General features: G+C 64.9%; 15 protein-coding genes. 7 read left to right on the top strand and 8 right to left on the bottom strand.

The annotated features are described in order from the left end of the window. The first annotated feature begins 19 nt into the window (after positions 1-19). Entirely contained in the window at positions 20-1,573 is a 1,554-nt protein-coding gene (locus ACM62G_RS12690; protein WP_419737248.1) for a phospholipase D family protein, read from the top strand. On the opposite strand, the gene ACM62G_RS12685 is transcribed toward ACM62G_RS12690, so the two are convergent. Both ACM62G_RS12685 and ACM62G_RS12680 read right to left on the bottom strand, forming a co-directional pair. Beyond that, positions 1,570-2,718 (bottom strand): MFS transporter, encoded by a 1,149-nt coding sequence (locus ACM62G_RS12685; RefSeq protein ID WP_416771013.1) that lies wholly within the window; start codon positions 2,716-2,718, stop codon positions 1,570-1,572. The genes ACM62G_RS12690 and ACM62G_RS12685 overlap by 4 nt on opposite strands. 264 nt (positions 2,719-2,982) lie before the next feature. Beyond that, a complete protein-coding gene (locus tag ACM62G_RS12680; RefSeq protein ID WP_054056370.1) occupies positions 2,983-4,476 on the bottom strand; it encodes an aldehyde dehydrogenase in 1,494 nt (497 codons plus the stop codon). Between the two features lie 238 nt (positions 4,477-4,714). On the opposite strand from ACM62G_RS12680, the gene ACM62G_RS12675 reads away from it, so the two are divergent. After that, the gene (locus ACM62G_RS12675) at positions 4,715-5,077 is read left to right on the top strand and encodes a cupin domain-containing protein (protein ID WP_054063494.1); all 363 of its coding nucleotides are present in this window, start codon (positions 4,715-4,717) and stop codon (positions 5,075-5,077) included. On the opposite strand, the gene ACM62G_RS12670 is transcribed toward ACM62G_RS12675, so the two are convergent. The 3 genes from ACM62G_RS12670 to rpmB form a co-directional block, all read right to left on the bottom strand. Then, positions 5,078-6,445, bottom strand: a complete 1,368-nt coding sequence (locus ACM62G_RS12670; protein ID WP_419737247.1) for a hypothetical protein — start codon at positions 6,443-6,445, stop codon at positions 5,078-5,080. It abuts the gene before it with no gap. A 175-nt stretch (positions 6,446-6,620) separates the two neighbouring features. After that, a complete protein-coding gene (gene rpmG / locus ACM62G_RS12665; protein WP_003177274.1) occupies positions 6,621-6,776 on the bottom strand; it encodes a 50S ribosomal protein L33 in 156 nt (51 codons plus the stop codon). Positions 6,777-6,787: 11 nt separating this feature from the next. After that, entirely contained in the window at positions 6,788-7,021 is a 234-nt protein-coding gene (gene rpmB / locus ACM62G_RS12660) for a 50S ribosomal protein L28 (RefSeq protein ID WP_026144812.1), read from the bottom strand. A gap of 452 nt (positions 7,022-7,473) precedes the next feature. Between rpmB and ACM62G_RS12655 the strand changes: the two genes are divergently transcribed. Beyond that, positions 7,474-9,063 (top strand): ABC transporter substrate-binding protein, encoded by a 1,590-nt coding sequence (locus tag ACM62G_RS12655; protein ID WP_419737246.1) that lies wholly within the window; start codon positions 7,474-7,476, stop codon positions 9,061-9,063. A gap of 66 nt (positions 9,064-9,129) precedes the next feature. Here the strand turns inward: ACM62G_RS12655 and radC are convergent, their stop codons facing one another. Next, positions 9,130-9,804 (bottom strand): RadC family protein, encoded by a 675-nt coding sequence (radC, locus tag ACM62G_RS12650; protein WP_419737245.1) that lies wholly within the window; start codon positions 9,802-9,804, stop codon positions 9,130-9,132. A gap of 136 nt (positions 9,805-9,940) precedes the next feature. Between radC and coaBC the strand changes: the two genes are divergently transcribed. The 4 genes from coaBC (at position 9,941) to argB (ending at position 15,246) form a co-directional block, all read left to right on the top strand. Next, positions 9,941-11,149, top strand: a complete 1,209-nt coding sequence (gene coaBC / locus ACM62G_RS12645) for a bifunctional phosphopantothenoylcysteine decarboxylase/phosphopantothenate--cysteine ligase CoaBC (RefSeq protein WP_054056365.1) — start codon at positions 9,941-9,943, stop codon at positions 11,147-11,149. 5 nt (positions 11,150-11,154) lie between these two features. After that, positions 11,155-11,610 (top strand): dUTP diphosphatase, encoded by a 456-nt coding sequence (gene dut / locus ACM62G_RS12640; RefSeq protein WP_054056364.1) that lies wholly within the window; start codon positions 11,155-11,157, stop codon positions 11,608-11,610. A gap of 1,292 nt (positions 11,611-12,902) precedes the next feature. Continuing rightward, positions 12,903-14,288, top strand: coding sequence for a phosphomannomutase/phosphoglucomutase (algC, locus tag ACM62G_RS12635; RefSeq protein ID WP_204375717.1), 1,386 nt, complete (start codon positions 12,903-12,905; stop codon positions 14,286-14,288). A gap of 52 nt (positions 14,289-14,340) precedes the next feature. After that, entirely contained in the window at positions 14,341-15,246 is a 906-nt protein-coding gene (argB, locus tag ACM62G_RS12630; protein ID WP_017901683.1) for an acetylglutamate kinase, read from the top strand. Between the two features lie 67 nt (positions 15,247-15,313). On the opposite strand, the gene ACM62G_RS12625 is transcribed toward argB, so the two are convergent. Both ACM62G_RS12625 and pyrE read right to left on the bottom strand, forming a co-directional pair. Continuing rightward, entirely contained in the window at positions 15,314-15,895 is a 582-nt protein-coding gene (locus tag ACM62G_RS12625) for a hypothetical protein (RefSeq protein WP_054056362.1), read from the bottom strand. Positions 15,896-15,901: 6 nt separating this feature from the next. Next, positions 15,902-16,546, bottom strand: a complete 645-nt coding sequence (gene pyrE / locus ACM62G_RS12620; RefSeq protein WP_273819935.1) for an orotate phosphoribosyltransferase — start codon at positions 16,544-16,546, stop codon at positions 15,902-15,904. Between the last annotated feature and the right edge of the window lie 32 nt (positions 16,547-16,578).

Genomic DNA, 16,578 nt, shown 5'->3' with positions numbered 1-16,578 from the left:
CGACCTGGGGCGACCGCGCTTGAAATCCTGCTTTCTGTTGCTCGCCCTGCTGCTGGGCGGATGCGCCTCGTTGAACGCGCCCCGGGTTCCCAGCCAGGCACTGCCGGCCGCGGACTCGGCCTTCGGTCGCGACCTCCAGGCCCAGGCTGCGCCCTACCAGGGGCGCTCGGGCTTCCGTCTGCTGCCCAACGGCGGCGAGGCCTTCAGGGCCCGCGCCGAGCTGATCCGCAACGCCCAGAGCAGCCTCGATCTGCAGTACTACATCGTCCATGACGGCCTGAGCACCCGGCTGCTGGTGGACGAACTGCTCAAGGCCGCCGACCGCGGCGTACGGGTGCGTATCCTGCTGGACGACACCACCAGCGACGGCCTCGACGACCTCATCGCCACCCTGGCCGCCCACCCGCATATCCAGATCCGCCTGTTCAACCCGCTGGACCTGGGCCGCAGCACCCTGGCCACGCGCACCCTCGGCCGGCTGTTCAACCTCAACCTGCAGCACCGGCGCATGCACAACAAGCTGTGGCTGGCCGACAACAGCGCGGCCATCGTCGGCGGGCGCAACCTGGGCGACGAGTACTTCGGCGCACAACAGGACCTGAACTTCACCGACATCGACATGCTCAGCATCGGGCCGGTGACCGAGCAGCTCGGCCACAGCTTCGACCAGTACTGGAACAGCGCCCTGAGCAAACCCATCGGCGAGTTCCTCTCGCGCCAGCCCACCGCCAGTGACCTGGTCGACACCCGCGAGCGCCTGCAGCGTTCCCTGGCCGACTGGCGCCAGCGCAATGCCGCGCTGTACCAGCGCCTGGCCGACTACCAGTACCACCCCCGGCTGGACACCTGGCGCCGCGAGCTGATCTGGGCCTGGAACCAGGCGCTGTGGGATGCGCCGAGCAAGGTACTGGCGCAGGACGAACCCGACCCGCGCCTGCTGCTGACCACCCAGCTGTCACCCGTGCTGAGCAGCGTGCACAGCGAGCTGATGATGATTTCCGCCTACTTCGTCCCCGGCCAGCCGGGGCTGGTGTACCTGACGGGGCGGGCCGACGCCGGGGTTTCGGTGAGCCTGCTGACCAACTCACTGGAGGCCACCGACGTGCCGGCCGTGCACGGCGGCTACGCACCCTATCGCAAGGCGTTGCTGGAACACGGGGTGAAACTCTTCGAACTGCGACGCCAGCCCGGCGCCCCTGGCGGCAGCGGTCCGCGCCTGTTCCACAGCGGTTCGTCCAAGGGCTCGGACTCCAGCCTGCACAGCAAGGCGATGATCTTCGACCGGCAGAAGGCCTTTATCGGCTCGTTCAATTTCGACCCGCGCTCAGTGCTGTGGAACACCGAGGTCGGGGTGCTGGTGGACAGCCCGCAACTGGCCGAGCACGTGCGCACCCTGGCCCTGCAGGGCATGGCCCCGGCGCTGAGCTACGAGCCGCGCCTGGAGGCCGGGCAACTGGTGTGGGTCACCGAAGACAACGGCCAGATCCATGTCCTGCACCGCGAACCTGGCAGTTGGTGGCGCCGGATCAACGCCTGGCTGACCAACCGCGTCGGCCTGGAGCGCATGCTCTAGACCGACACGGGCTCGACCCGACCGAATGCCCCCTGGCGCAACACCAGCATCACCAGGCCAAGCGCCCCTGCCGCCATGAACAGCGGCAAGGCATGCCCGCTGATCCACTGGCTGCCCGCCCCTGCCGCCAGCGGCCCGAGCAGGCAACCGATACCCCACAACTGGGCCACGTGGGCGTTGGCACGAACCAGCGCGTCATCACGATAACGTTCGCCGATCAGAATCAGCGACAGCGTGAACAAGCCTCCCGCGCTCGCCCCGAACAGCACCCACAACGGCCAGATCAGCAGGGTGTCGATCAGCAGGGGCACCGCCAGGCTCGACAGCATCAGCACCACCGCGCAACCGACGAACATCGCCCGCCGCGAAATACGGTCGGCCAAGGCCCCGATGGGCAACTGCAGCAGCGCATCGCCGACCACCACAGTGCTGACCATCGCCAGGGCGATGTCCGCCGTGAAACCCTGGCGCAGGCAGTAAACCGGCAGCAGCGTCAGGATCATCGCCTCGAAGGCGGCGAACAGCGAAATGGCCCAGGCGATCGCCGGCAGGCCGCGACAGAAACCCAGCAGGTCGGCCAGGGTCACGCGCCCGGACTCCGCGCTCGGCGCTCCGGTACGCCCCAGCAACAGGAACGGCGAGGTCACCAGCAGCGCCACGCCGACCCAGAAGCCATAGTCACGCTCGGTGCCCACCGCCGCCAGCAGCAGCGGCCCGGCCAGTTGGCTCAAGGCATAGCTGCTGCCGTAGAGCGCCACCAGGCGTCCGCGCCATTGCTCGACCACCAGCTGGTTGATCCAGCTTTCGCCGAGAATGAACACGATGGTCAGAATCACCCCGATCATCAGGCGCAGCACCAGCCATACCGGATAGCTGGGCAACAGCGCCAGCAGCCCGATGGAAAAGGCCCCGGCCCACAGACACGAGGCCATCAGCCGGGCAGTGCCCAGCCGCGCCGCCAGCCGACTGGACAGGCTGGCACCGACCAGCACGCCGATGGCCGGCATCGCCGCCATGACGCCGATGGCGAACGCGCCATAACCCCAGCTTTCCAGGCGCAACGACACCAGCGGCATGCTCACCCCCAGCGCCAGGCCGACGCTGAGCACCGAGGCCAGGACGGCGAAATAAGTCGCCCAACGCATTTCCACGCTCCTGTGGACAAGTTCTTGTCAAAGACGACGCAGCCGGACCTCCTCGCGCAAAGCCCGGCTGCATCATGGACGCACCACATCCTTGGATCGCTCCCACGCTCCGTGTGGGAAAGCAGCCCGTGACACGACGCGTCCCAAGAGCGGACGCCGAGCGTCCGGGGAGGCATTCCCACGCCGAGCGTGGGAACGATCGGTAGGAGACAGATGGCAATCGCCGGCAGGCCGGCTCCTACAGGCCAAGGCGCCCTGAAGAGGTTACAGCTTGATCCAGGTCGCCTTCAGTTCGGTGTACTTGTCGAACGCATGCAGCGACTTGTCGCGGCCATTGCCCGACTGCTTGAAGCCACCGAACGGCGCGGTCATGTCGCCGCCATCGTACTGGTTGACCCATACGCTGCCGGCCCGCAGGGCCTTGGCGGTCAGGTGCGCCTTGGAGATGTTCGCGGTCCAGACGGCAGCGGCCAGGCCATACGGCGTGTCGTTGGCGATCTGGATGGCCTGCTCGACGGTATCGAAGGTGAGCACCGACAGCACCGGGCCGAAGATCTCTTCCTGGGCGATCTTCATCGCGTTGGTCACGCCGTCGAAAATCGTCGGTTCGACGTAGGTCCCGCCGGTTTCCTGCAGGGTACGCTTGCCACCGACCACCAGCTTGGCGCCGTCGGCATGCCCGGCGTCGATGTAGGACAGCACAGTATTCATCTGCTGGGTGTCCACCAGCGCCCCGACGTTGGTCTGCGGGTCCAGCGGGTTGCCCGGCTTCCAGGCCTTGAGGGCCTCGACCACCAGCGGCAGGAACGTGTCCTTGATCGAACGCTCGACCAGCAGGCGCGAACCGGCGGTGCACACCTCGCCCTGGTTGAAGGCGATCGCACTGGCCGCGGCCTCGGCGGCGGCCTGCAGGTCCGGGGCATCGGCAAAGACGATGTTCGGGCTCTTGCCGCCGGCCTCGAGCCAGACGCGCTTCATGTTCGACTCGCCGGAGTAGACCAGCAGTTGCTTGGCGATCCTGGTCGAACCCGTGAACACCAGGGTGTCGACATCCATGTGCAGGGCCAGGGCCTTGCCGACGGTGTGACCGTAGCCGGGCAGCACGTTCAGCACACCGGCCGGGATACCGGCCTCGACGGCCAGGGCGGCGATGCGGATGGCGGTCAGCGGGGATTTTTCCGAAGGCTTGAGGATCACCGAGTTACCGGTGGCCAGGGCCGGGCCGAGCTTCCAGCAGGCCATCAGCAGCGGGAAGTTCCACGGCACGATGGCGCCCACCACGCCGACCGGCTCGCGAGTCACCAGGCCCAGCTGGTCATGGGGCGTCGCGGCGACTTCATCGTAGAGCTTGTCGATGGCCTCGCCGCTCCAGCTCAGTGCCTGGGCGGCGCCGGGTACGTCGATGAACAGCGAGTCGGTGATCGGCTTGCCCATGTCGAGGGTTTCGAGCAGGGCCAGCTCTTCGGCATTGGTTTTCAGCAACGCGGCGAAACGGATCATGGTCGCCTTGCGCTTGGCCGGGGCCAGGCGCGACCAGATCCCGGAATCGAAGGTGGCACGGGCATTTTCCACCGCACGCTGGGCGTCGGCGCTGTCGCAACTGGCAACCTGGGCCAGCAGCCGGCCATCGACCGGGCTGATGCACTCGAAGGTTTCGTTCGAAACGGCGGCGGTGTATTGGCCATTGATGTAGGCGCGGCCTTCAATCTTCAGCTCACGGGCGCGTTGTTCCCAGTCGGCACGAGTCAGGGTGGTCATGCGAGTGTCCTCCTCTTATTGAAATAGAAGCGCCACGCGCTCGCGCGCAAGCACCGTCGAGAATCCTGTTCGATGGCCCATTTTTTCGGCCCACGACACCCACCACCCTAAACCAGCGGCCCCTGAACTTTCAATATATTTGACAGCAGCTGGGCAAACGCCGTTGCCATGTTCATTTTAATAAACATAGACTCCAGACATTCGAGTACCCGCCCTGTCACTGCCGAGGAAAAGCAGCATGAACATCCAGGACATCGTCGATTTCAGCGAAGCCACCACCGCCCCCGAACGCTTCCGCCCGGCGCCGGAGAAGGTGCTCAAGGGCGATCCGGAGCAGACGATCTTCAATCACTACGACAGCCCCTGCGGGCAGATGAATGCCGGCGTCTGGGAAGGCGCGGTCGGCCAGTGGACCGTGAACTACACCGAACACGAATACTGCGAAATCGTCCAGGGTGTGTCGGTATTGCGCGACAACGATGGCAACACCAAAACCTTGCGCGCTGGCGACCGCTTCGTGATCCCGGCCGGCTTCAAGGGTACCTGGGAGGTGCTGGAGCACTGCCGCAAGATCTATGTGGTGTTCGAACAGAAAGCCTGATCAGGCGGCCACGCACCAGCTACGCAACTCCCCGGCGGCGCGCTGCGGATAGGGGATGTCGAGGCTGAGGTCGGCGCGCTCGACACGCAGCCGGCCATCGGCGGTTTTTTCCAGCTCGGTCGGGGCCAGCGCGAGGATCCAGTAGAGATCCTCGCGGCCGCAGGCGGATGTCAGCTGGGTGGCAACCGTGGCCGCGTGGAGATCGATTCGGCCGTCGCCCAGGACGAAGCCGGCCCGCACCCCGACCTCAATGGTCCCCGGCTGCATGGCCAGGTGGTAGGAATCGCCCATCTCGAAACTGTCCGGCAGGGCCCGGTTCGGCACCAGCAGGCGCCCGCCCGCCGGGTCGTGGAAACGCTGCACGAAAGGCTCCAGGGCTTGCGCCGCCTGGTGGTTGGCAGCGGCGACAGCCTTGCGGATGCGCCGCTCCATGCGTTCATCGGCGGGCGCGACAACCGGCGCCACCGGTTCCAGCAGGATCGCCAGCGGTGTTTCGCCCCGAGCCACACGGGGCAACCAGTCCACGCCCTGGCGTTCGAGCAGGTAGCCAGCGAGATCCCCCAGCACATAGCTCTCCAGGTCAGGAGCCAGGTAGTCCTCCTGTGCCTGGCGGGTCAATGCCTCCAGCATCGACTCCGACCACTCGGCCGAGCCGAGGCGCACTCCCCGGGCCAGCAGGCCGGCAACCGTCTCCACGTGGCGCGCACTGCCCTCGGAGCGGTCGACCTGGCGAAGACGCACCGCCTCCTCGGCATGTTCGTCCAGCCAGCGGCGATACCAGTAGCTGGCCCGAGCCAGCCCCTCGGACTGCCCCCGGGCCGCCGCCAGCAACTGGCGAATGATCCGATTGCGCAGCAGCCTTGGCTCGGCGCTGGCGGGATAGGCGATGCTGCGCTGCGCCCCCGGCAGGCGTAGCCAGGCGGCTTCGACATGGAAGTGAAAGGCCTCGTGGGTCGCCAGAGCGAACAGCTCGGGCAACGCCTTCGGGTCCTGCAGCCGTTGTCGCTCATGCTCCGGTACCGTCTCACCCAGGCCGACGAAGATCGCCGGGCGCCCTTCCCAGGCAATCCGCCGATAGCGCTGGTACTCATGGCTGACACCCAGCGCCCTGACCTTCGCCATTTCCACCTCCTGCCCTTCGCGCATCCCCATCACAAAGGCCCGCCGCCCGTCGCTGACCACCAACCGGATGTCGGCGAATATCCGGGTAGCGTGGTTGAGCCCGGCCAGCGCCGGCCAGGCCGTCCGCGTCGCCCGGATCAGCCGTTGCACATAGGCTTCGGTGGTGATTTCGACAGCGGCCAGGGGGGCCGCCGAGACCGCGACACTGGCTGCCGCCAGGAACACCAGCAGCAACAATAAAAACATCCTTGCGATAACCATGAACGTCCTCCCTGACTGCGTTTTCTGGTTGCCCAGGCAGTCTAGGAAAGGCAAAACGGAAAAAACGCAGGAAATGGCGGAGCGCTGCGCAGGAAAAGGCCGGAAAAAAGGCGAAAAAAACCCCGAACCAGTCGGGGTTTTTTTCGAAAAACAAAATCAATTACTTGATTTTGCCTTCCTTGTAGATCACGTGCTTGCGAACAACCGGATCATATTTCTTGATCTCGATCTTGTCCGGAGTAGTGCGCTTGTTCTTGTCAGTCGTGTAGAAATGACCAGTACCGGCGCTCGAGATCAGACGAATCAATTCACGCATGATTTAGCTCCTTATACCTTGCCATCACGGCGCAGTTCGGCCAGCACGGCGTCGATGCCGCGCTTGTCGATGATACGCATGCCCTTGGCGGAAACGCGCAGGCGCACGAAACGCTTCTCCGACTCGACCCAGAAGCGGTGATGCTGCAGGTTCGGCAGGAAACGACGACGGGTTTTGTTGTTTGCGTGGGAAATGTTATTCCCAGTCACCGGACCCTTACCGGTAACTTGACAGACTCTAGACATGCCTCAGCCCTCTAAAACCACATGCCCAACCCGGCATGGGTTGGCCGCTTAATCTCTCAGTCATTTGGCGCCAGGCGCCGCGTTTCTTTAAGGGTCTTACCGGCTACACCTACAAGCGAAGGAACCGGGCCCCTAGAAAAGAGCGCTGCTTTATACCAGAAAGACTACGGTGCAACAACATCAAGTGCGATTAAAACCGTGTCGAGTGCCCGAAAACCTGGGTACGAGACCCCAATGCCGGGGCTCGGGACGAAAAATGCCGCTCGTCGCACAAAATTCGCCACACACGGCAGGAGTCCGCAAATCTCTTACGGACAAGAGCGCCGGATTCTACAGCAACCCAGGCCGGCCGAGTAAAAATGGGATAGTCAATTGCCGTCCGGGGTACTAGGGTAGAGGTTTTTCCAGACTGCACTCGCAGATGGGACAACGACCTGCAAAGGAAACTGAACATGCGCTTCGCTGCCCTGCCGCTATTGCTCGTCCCGTTTTTCGGCCCGCTGGCCCATGCCGCGACCTCGTTGAGCGTCTGCACCGAGGCCAGCCCCGAAGGCTTCGACGTCGTGCAGTACAACTCGCTGACCACCACCAACGCCTCGGCGGACGTGCTGATGAACCGCCTGGTGGACTTCGATGCCGCCAGCGGCAAGCTGGTTCCGAGCCTGGCCGACAGCTGGACCGTCTCCGATGACGGCCTGACCTACGATTTCAAGCTGCATCCGGGCGTGAAGTTCCATCACACCGACTACTTCAAGCCGACCCGCGACCTGAGCGCGGCCGACGTGCGCTTCAGCTTCGAGCGCATGCTCGACCCGGCCAACCCCTGGCACAAGATTGCCCAGAGCGGCTTCCCCCACGCCCAGTCACTGCAACTGCCGGCGCTGATCAAGCGTGTCGAGGCCACCGATCCGCTGACCGTGCGCTTCACCCTCGATCACCCGGACTCGACCTTCCTCGCCGCCCTGAGCATGGGCTTCGCCTCCATCTACTCGGCGGAGTACGCCGACAAGCTGATGGCCGCCAACACCCCGGAAAAACTCAACAGCCAGCCGATCGGCACCGGCCCGTTCGTGTTCGGCCGCTTCCAGAAGGACGCCTCGATCCGCTACAGCGCCAACCCGGACTACTTCGCCGGCAAGCCGGCGGTCGACACCCTGGTGTTCGCGATCACCCCGGACGCCAACGTGCGCCTGCAGAAACTCAAGCGCAACGAATGCCAGATCGCCCTCTCGCCCAAGCCCCTGGATGTCGGCTCGGCGAGCAAGGACCCGGCACTCAAGGTGGAGAAGACCGCTGCCTTCATGACCGCGTTCGTCGCCATCAACAGCCAGCACCCGCCATTGGACAAGCCTGAGGTGCGCCAGGCGATCAACCTGGCCTTCGACAAGACCAGCTACCTCAAGGCCGTCTTCGAAGATACCGCCGAAGCCGCCAACGGCCCGTATCCGCCCAACACCTGGAGCTACGCCAGGGACCTGCCCGGCTACGCCCACGACCCGGAGAAGGCCAAGGCGCTGCTGGCCAAGGCCGGGCTGAAGAACGGCTTCCAGACCACCCTCTGGACCCGGCCATCCGGCAGCCTGCTCAACCCGAACCCGAGCCTCGGTGCGCAACTGCTGCAGGCCGACCTCGCCGAAGTGGGCATCCAGGCGGAAATCCGCGTGATCGAGTGGGGCGAACTGATCCGTCGCGCCAAGGCTGGCGAACATGACCTGCTGTTCATGGGCTGGGCCGGCGACAACGGCGACCCGGACAACTTCCTGACCCCGCAATTCTCCTGCGCCGCCGTGAAGTCCGGGACCAACTTCGCCCGCTACTGCGACGCCAACCTGGACAAGCTGATCAGCGCCGGGAAAACCACCAGCGAGCAGGGCGTGCGCAGCAAGCTCTACCAGCAGGCGCAGGCCCAGATCCAGCAGCAGGCACTCTGGCTGCCGCTGGCCCATCCGACCGCCTTCGCCCTGGTGCGCAAGGACGTCCACGGCTACCAGGTAAGCCCGTTCGGGCGCCAGGACTTCTCCAAGGTCAGCGTCAAGCCCTGACTCGCCTAGTGGCCTGTGCGAATTAGCCACACAGGCCACTAGCGGCCCCGGAAACGGGGCCGTGCGCTACATCATCCCATGCTCCATCATCGAGAACGGCTCGCCATCGCCGATCACGAAATGATCGAGCCCCCGCACGTCCACCAGTTCCAGTGCATCGCGCAGGCGGCCGGTCAGCAGCCGATCGGAGTGACTGGGCTCGGCCACCCCCGACGGGTGGTTGTGACAGAGGATCAAGGCCGCCGCATTGTGCGCCAGCGCCCGCTTGACCACCTGCCGTGGATACACGCTGGCATTGTCGATGGTGCCGCGAAACAGCGCCTCGAAGGCCAACACCCGGTGCTTGGCATCCAGGAACAGGCAGCCGAACACTTCGTGGGCCTCATGGCGCAACATCGCCTTCAGGTAATCGCGTACCGCCCGCGGACTCTCCAGTACCGACTCGCGCCGCAGACGCTCGGCCAGATGCCGGCGGGCCATTTCCAGCACCGCCTGCAACTGGGCGAACTTCGCCGGCCCCAGGCCCAGCTCCAGGCTGAATTCCCGCTGGCCTGCCTCCAACAGACTACGCAAACTACCGAATTGCCCTAACAGATGCCGCGCCAGATCCACCGCGCTCTTGCCGCACACACCGGTGCGCAGGAAGATCGCCAGCAACTCGGCATCGGACAGACTGGCCGCTCCCAACTCCAGCAATTTCTCCCGCGGCCGCTCCGCCGCCGGCCAATCACGAATACTCATCACACCTCCCTGTGCCCCTGGGGCCCGCTGTTCCATGACGGGCGCTGTGTTATCGTAGTCCATCTTTTTCACCCCCGAACCGGCCTGGGGAGGCGTCCTCGGGGGAAGTAATCACTGGACACTAAAAGGCAGGCCTATGCAGCGGCTGTATCGGAAACGCATCGTTCTCGGCGTCGGCGGCGGCATTGCCGCCTACAAAAGCGCCGAGCTGGTTCGCCGACTTCTCGACCAGGGCGCCGAAGTACGCGTGGTCATGACCCGTGGCGGCAGCGAATTCATCACCCCGCTGACCATGCAGGCGCTGTCCGGGCACCCGGTGCACCTGGACCTGCTCGATCCGGCGGCCGAAGCCGCCATGGGCCACATCGAACTGGCGAAATGGGCCGACCTGGTGCTGATCGCACCGGCCACCGCCGACCTGATCGCCCGCCTGGCCCAGGGTATCGCCGATGACCTGCTGACCACCCTGGTGCTCGCCACCGATGCCACCGTCGCCATCGCACCGGCCATGAACCAGGCCATGTGGCGCGACCCGGCGACCCAGGCCAACACCCAGCTGCTGCAAAGCCGCGGCTTCAAGGTCTTCGGTCCGGCCGCCGGCAGCCAGGCCTGTGGCGACGTCGGCCTGGGCCGCATGCTCGAGGCCACCGACCTGGCCCAGCGCGCCGCCGACTGCTTCCAGCACCTGGCCCTGACCGGCCGGCATGTGCTGATCACCGCCGGCCCGACCCAGGAAAACATCGACCCGGTTCGCTACATCACCAACCACAGCTCCGGAAAAATGGGCTTCGCCCTGGCCGAGGCCGCGGTCGAAGCCGGCGCCCGGGTGACATTGATCACCGGCCCGGTGCACCTGCCGACACCGGACCGGGTCAGCCGTATCGATGTGGTCAGTGCCCGCGACATGCTCGCCGCCTGCGAGGCCGCAATTCCCTGCGACCTGTTCATCGCCTCCGCCGCGGTAGCGGACTACCGCCCGGAAGTCGTTGCCCCGCAAAAACTCAAGAAAGACCCTACGACCGGCGACGGCCTGCTGCTGCAGATGGTGCGCAACCCGGACATCCTGGCAACCATCGCCGGCCGCCCCGACCGCCCCTTCAGCGTCGGTTTCGCCGCCGAGACCGAGCACCTGCTCGACTACGCCGCGCGCAAGCTCAAGGACAAGAACCTCGACCTGATCGTCGCCAATGACGTGGCCAACCCCAGCATCGGCTTCAACAGCGAGGAGAACGCCTGCAGCGTGATCGACCGCGACCTGCAGGCCACCGTTTTCACCCAGACCAGCAAGGGCAAGATCGCCCGCCAGCTGATCTCTTTCATCGCTTCACGACTGAACCAGGTTTAATCCCCATGCACGCTTTGCAAGCCAAGATCCTCGACCCGCGCATCGGCAGCGAATTCCCCCTGCCGCAGTACGCCACGCCCGGCTCCGCCGGCCTCGACCTGCGCGCCATGCTGCAGCAGGACACCGTACTGGAACCGGGCCAGACCTTGCTGATTCCCACCGGCCTGTCGGTCTACATCGGTGACCCGGGCCTGGCCGCACTGATCCTGCCGCGCTCGGGCCTGGGCCACAAGCACGGTATCGTCCTCGGCAACCTGGTGGGCCTGATCGATTCGGACTACCAGGGCGAACTGATGGTCTCCTGCTGGAACCGCGGCCAAAGCGCCTTCACCATCGCCGTCGGCGAACGCATCGCCCAACTGGTACTGGTACCGGTGGTCCAGGCGCACTTCGAACTGGTCCAGGAGTTCGACGAAACCCAGCGCGGTGCTGGCGGTTTCGGGCATTCGGGCAGCCATTGACCTACGCTGATCCTGGCCGGTGCCGAGAAACCGGCCAGGATGATTCGCGCGGCATTTCAGGATGAGTTTCGCGGAGGCGGTATTTGAAAGGCTTCAAGCGCAGTGCAAAGGCCGGCAACGGACCCGGACATCATGACCAGCCGTCTTCGAAAGAGGCCGCCCATCCACTGCTGCCAGGCCTGAAAATCGCGCTCGGCGGCGTGCTTCTGGCGGCCGCACTGCTCTGGTTCGGCGTACTGACCCCCACGCACCAGTTCTTTCGCTCGCAAATGGCGCAATCGGCCGGTGGCACGGCAGCGTCCAGGCTGAGCCAGGCCACCAACGACCTGATCGCCGAGACCGACGCCGCCGCGCTCAACCCTGCCCTGCTCAAGGCCCTGCAAAACCCGGACGGCAATGCCGTGAAGGCGGCGGAAAACAGCCTGCGCTACCTGCCCGGCCTGGTGGATGCGCAATTGAACCTGCGCGACGCCGCCCAGCCTCTCACCGATCGTGCGGCACCGCTCAATTTCTCGGCACTGGACCTGATCCGGCGCGCCGAGCGTGGCGTCAAACCCCCACCGGAAGCCTACAAGGTCGGCCAGCGCTGGCTGGTCTACAGCGTCGCGGCACTGCACGAGACAACGGACGCGCCAGTGGCTGGCACCCTGCTGCTGGTCTTCGACCTGCAACGGCTGCTGCAACCCCTGAGCTATTGGCAAGAGAACATCGGCTCGCTACACCTGACCCAGAGCATTCTCGGCAGCCCGGAGCAGGTGCTCGATCAGCGCGGCATCGGCGCCTCGACCGAAAGCTACCCACTCGGCACCGGCAACGGCAACTGGACACTGAAGTTCGTCCCGGGAACGGCCTTCCAGTTCGGCTATCCGCTCCAGATCTACGGCTTCCTGCTGCTGGCCATCGCGCTGGCGCTCGGCAGCGCCGCACTGGCGATCCGGCTGACCCACCGGCGCCTGCAACAGCGTCTCGACGACGATGCCCGACAGCTGGAACAACTGCTTCACGAACTCTCCAGCGGAAAAGCCGTCAAAGCCTTCAGTTTGAGCCTGCCGGCCCTGAATGGACTGGCGCAGGAACTGGCGCGCTTCTCCCAGCGCAACGCCCAGCCTGTCGCCACCACGGACCACACCGGCATTGACCCGGGCCAGACGACCAGCAGTGCCCCGGAGCCGATCCAGCCCGTCACCCACGGTGCCAACTGGACCGATCCGCTATTCCAAGGTGTCGACATCCTTGATATCGACATTCTCGACGAAAACCAGGACTTCCTGAGAACGGAGCACCCTCAACCCATGAACAGCACCGTACCGACCTTTCCAGACAGCATCTTCCGCGCCTACGACATCCGCGGCACCGTCCCGGAAACCCTGAACGGCGAGACCGCCTACTGGATCGGCCGCGCCATCGGCTCCCAGAGCCTGGCCCAGGGCGAACCGAATGTCTCGGTCGGCCGCGACGGCCGCCTGTCCGGCCCGGAACTGGTCCAGCAACTGATCCAGGGCCTGCATGACAGCGGCTGCCACGTCAGCGACGTCGGCCTGGTGCCGACCCCGGCCCTGTACTACGCGGCCAACGTGCTGGCGGGCAAGTCCGGGGTGATGCTGACCGGCAGCCACAACCCGTCGAACTACAACGGCTTCAAGATCATCATCGCCGGCGACACCCTGGCCAACGAACAGATCCAGGCCCTGCACACCCGCCTCAAGACCAACGACCTGAGCAGCGGCAAGGGCAGCATCGAGAAGGTCGAGATCCTCGACCGCTATTTCAGCCAGATCCGCGAGGACATCGTCCTGGCGAAAAAACTCAAGGTGGTGGTCGACTGCGGCAACGGCGCCGCCGGCGTGATCGCGCCCCGGTTGATTGAAGCGCTGGGCTGCGAGGTGATCCCGCTGTTCTGCGAAGTCGACGGCAACTTCCCGAACCACCACCCGGACCCGGGCAAGCCGGAAAACCTCGAGGACCTGATCGCCAAGGTCAAGGAAACCAACGCCGACGTGGGCCTGGCCTTCGATGGCGACGGCGACCGCGTGGGCGTGGTGACCAACACCGGCAGCATCGTGTTTCCCGACCGCCTGCTGATGCTGTTCGCCAAGGACGTGGTGTCACGCAACCCTGGCGCGGATATCATCTTCGACGTCAAATGCACCCGCCGCCTGACACCGCTGATCCAGGAATATGGCGGTCGCCCGGTCATGTGGAAAACCGGTCATTCGTTGATCAAGAAGAAAATGAAGCAGAGCGGTGCCCTGCTCGCCGGCGAGATGAGCGGCCATATCTTCTTCAAGGAACGCTGGTTCGGTTTCGACGACGGCATCTACAGCGCGGCACGCCTGCTGGAGATCCTCAGCCAGGAGAAATCCAGCGCCGAGGAGCTGTTCGCGACCTTCCCGAACGATATTTCCACGCCGGAGATCAACATTAATGTGACCGACGAGGGCAAATTCAGCATCATTGAAGCCCTGCACGACGCACAATGGGGCGATGCCAACCTGACCACCATCGACGGGGTCCGGGTCGACTACCCCAAAGGCTGGGGCCTGGTTCGCGCGTCCAACACCACACCGGTGCTGGTACTGCGCTTCGAGGCCGATACCGAGGACGAGCTGCAGCGTATCAAGGACGTGTTCCACGCCCAGCTCAAACGTGTTGCACCCGATCTCCAATTACCGTTCTGACATCCGGGCGGTGTAGAACACCGCCTGACCACTTGTTTCACCGGAGCCCTGAATGACCCTCGAACGCGAAGCCGCTGCCAACACCGCCAAGGTTCTTTCCGAAGCATTGCCCTACATCCGCCGATACGTCGGCAAGACGCTGGTGATCAAGTACGGCGGCAACGCTATGGAAAGCGAAGAGCTCAAGACCGGTTTCGCCCGCGATATCGTGCTGATGAAGGCCGTGGGCATCAACCCGGTGGTCGTGCACGGCGGCGGCCCGCAGATCGGCGACCTGCTCAAGCGCCTGTCCATCGAAAGCCATTTCGTCGACGGCATGCGCGTCACCGATGCGCAGACCATGGACGTGGTGGAAATGGTCCTCGGCGGCCAGGTGAACAAGAGCATCGTCAACCTGATCAACCGCCACGGCGGCAGCGCCATCGGCCTGACCGGCAAGGACGCGGAACTGATCCGGGCGAAGAAACTCACCGTCACCCGCCAGACCCCGGAGATGACCGCACCGGAAATCATCGACTACGGCCAGGTGGGTGAAGTGGTCGGGATCAACACCGACCTGCTGAACCTGCTGGTCAAGGGCGATTTCATTCCGGTGATCGCGCCGATCGGCGTCGGCGCCAACGGTGAGTCCTACAACATCAACGCCGACCTGGTGGCCGGCAAGATCGCCGAGGCGCTGAAGGCCGAGAAGCTGATGCTGCTGACCAACATCGCCGGCCTGCTGGACAAGGAAGGCAAGGTGCTGACCGGCCTGAGCACCGACCAGGTCAACGCGCTGATCGCCGACGGCACCATCTACGGTGGCATGCTGCCGAAGATCCAGTGTGCACTGGAAGCGGTCCAGGGCGGCGTGGGCAGCTCGCTGATCATCGACGGCCGGGTACCGAATGCGGTGCTGCTGGAGATCTTCACCGACACCGGCATGGGCACCCTGATCAGCAACCGCAAGCGTCACTGATCCGGACACCCCTAATGAAAAAGCCCCGCTCCGGGAAACCGGGCGGGGCTTTTTCATGGCCGAGATCTCAGCGCAACAACTGCTCGACCCGCGCCCGATCCGCAGCGAAGTCCTGCTGAACCCGGACCCGCGCCGCCTGATACCTGGCGATATCGGCCTTCATCCGCACCTGCTCGTCGCGCAGGCCGCCGAGCTGCGCCAGCAACTCGGGAGCAACCTCCTTGCCGGCACGCTCCTGCTCCGCCGCCTGGCCCTGCAGGCCCGCCTGCTGGGCCAGCAGCGCCTGGAGGTTGTTCTGCACGTTGGCAATCAGCGCATCCAGCTCGGCCAGCCTGCGGGCCTGGGCCTTGTCGACGTCCTCGACACTGGAATAGCGCTGCAGCAACTGGGCATTGGCATCCGCCTGGGCCTTCTCGGCCTGCTTGCGCTGCTGCTGTTCGGGCGTGAGCGCCGGAGCCACGGTCTGCACCACCCGGCCCTGCTGGTTCAGCACCTGGTAGCCCTTGCCGACGTACTCCGGCGGCACACCCTGGCGGTCCAGCACGGTGACGCCCTTGTCATCGACATACCGATAGAACAGCACCTCGTCCGCCTGTACGGCGAACGGGGCGCCAAGCGCCAGGGCCAGAAACAGGCAGACCGGGCGCAAGGGGAATCAGATCCCGTACTGCGCGCGGTAGGCCTCCACCGCGGGCAGGTGCTGCTTGAGCTGCTCGTCACCGGCGAGGAATTCCAGTACCTGGTTCAGCGAGACGATGCTCACCACCGGGATACCGAAATCGCGCTCGACTTCCTGGATCGCCGACAACTCGCCGTTGCCACGCTCCTGGCGATTCAGTGCGATCAGCACGCCCGCGGCCTTCGCGCCGTCCTGGGACTCGATGATCTGCATCACCTCACGGATCGCGGTGCCGGCGGTGATCACGTCGTCGATGATCAGCACATTGCCGGTCAGTGGCGCGCCCACCAGGTTGCCGCCTTCGCCATGGGCCTTGGCTTCCTTGCGGTTGAAGCACCAGGGCAGGTCGCGCTGGTGATGCTCGGCCAGGGCCACGGCGGTCGCGGCCGCCAGCGGGATACCCTTGTAGGCCGGGCCGAACAGTACGTCGAAGGGAATGCCGCTGTCGACGATCGCCGCGGCATAGAAACGCCCCAGCTGGGCCAGCGCGGAACCTGAGTTGAACAGGCCGGCATTGAAGAAGTACGGGCTGGTACGCCCCGACTTCAGGGTGAACTCACCGAAGCGCAAAACCCCGCGATCGATGGCAAAACGGATGAAATCGCGCTGATACGCCTGCATGAAAAAACCCCAAATACCACGAATTTAGCTAA

It is taken from the genome of Pseudomonas sp. COR18, from assembly GCF_048568395.1.
Classification (GTDB): domain Bacteria; phylum Pseudomonadota; class Gammaproteobacteria; order Pseudomonadales; family Pseudomonadaceae; genus Aquipseudomonas; species Aquipseudomonas fuscovaginae_B.
Note: the sequence above shows the minus strand (reverse complement) of the source record. Positions and strands in the feature narration are given on the sequence as shown.

What these genes read in the sequence shown, in the direction of transcription:
- ACM62G_RS12655 (WP_419737246.1), top strand. Translation starts at nt 7,474, where the DNA reads ATGCGCTTCGCTGCCCTGCCGCTATTGCTCGTCCCGTTTTTCGGCCCG.
- ACM62G_RS12680 (WP_054056370.1), bottom strand. Translation starts at nt 4,476, where the DNA reads ATGACCACCCTGACTCGTGCCGACTGGGAACAACGCGCCCGTGAGCTG.
- ACM62G_RS12685 (WP_416771013.1), bottom strand. Translation starts at nt 2,718, where the DNA reads ATGCGTTGGGCGACTTATTTCGCCGTCCTGGCCTCGGTGCTCAGCGTC.
- rpmG (WP_003177274.1), bottom strand. Translation starts at nt 6,776, where the DNA reads ATGCGTGAATTGATTCGTCTGATCTCGAGCGCCGGTACTGGTCATTTC.
- dut (WP_054056364.1), top strand. Translation starts at nt 11,155, where the DNA reads ATGCACGCTTTGCAAGCCAAGATCCTCGACCCGCGCATCGGCAGCGAA.
- coaBC (WP_054056365.1), top strand. Translation starts at nt 9,941, where the DNA reads ATGCAGCGGCTGTATCGGAAACGCATCGTTCTCGGCGTCGGCGGCGGC.
- argB (WP_017901683.1), top strand. Translation starts at nt 14,341, where the DNA reads ATGACCCTCGAACGCGAAGCCGCTGCCAACACCGCCAAGGTTCTTTCC.
- pyrE (WP_273819935.1), bottom strand. Translation starts at nt 16,546, where the DNA reads ATGCAGGCGTATCAGCGCGATTTCATCCGTTTTGCCATCGATCGCGGG.
- rpmB (WP_026144812.1), bottom strand. Translation starts at nt 7,021, where the DNA reads ATGTCTAGAGTCTGTCAAGTTACCGGTAAGGGTCCGGTGACTGGGAAT.
- ACM62G_RS12675 (WP_054063494.1), top strand. Translation starts at nt 4,715, where the DNA reads ATGAACATCCAGGACATCGTCGATTTCAGCGAAGCCACCACCGCCCCC.
- algC (WP_204375717.1), top strand. Translation starts at nt 12,903, where the DNA reads ATGAACAGCACCGTACCGACCTTTCCAGACAGCATCTTCCGCGCCTAC.
- ACM62G_RS12670 (WP_419737247.1), bottom strand. Translation starts at nt 6,445, where the DNA reads ATGTTTTTATTGTTGCTGCTGGTGTTCCTGGCGGCAGCCAGTGTCGCG.
- radC (WP_419737245.1), bottom strand. Translation starts at nt 9,804, where the DNA reads ATGAGTATTCGTGATTGGCCGGCGGCGGAGCGGCCGCGGGAGAAATTG.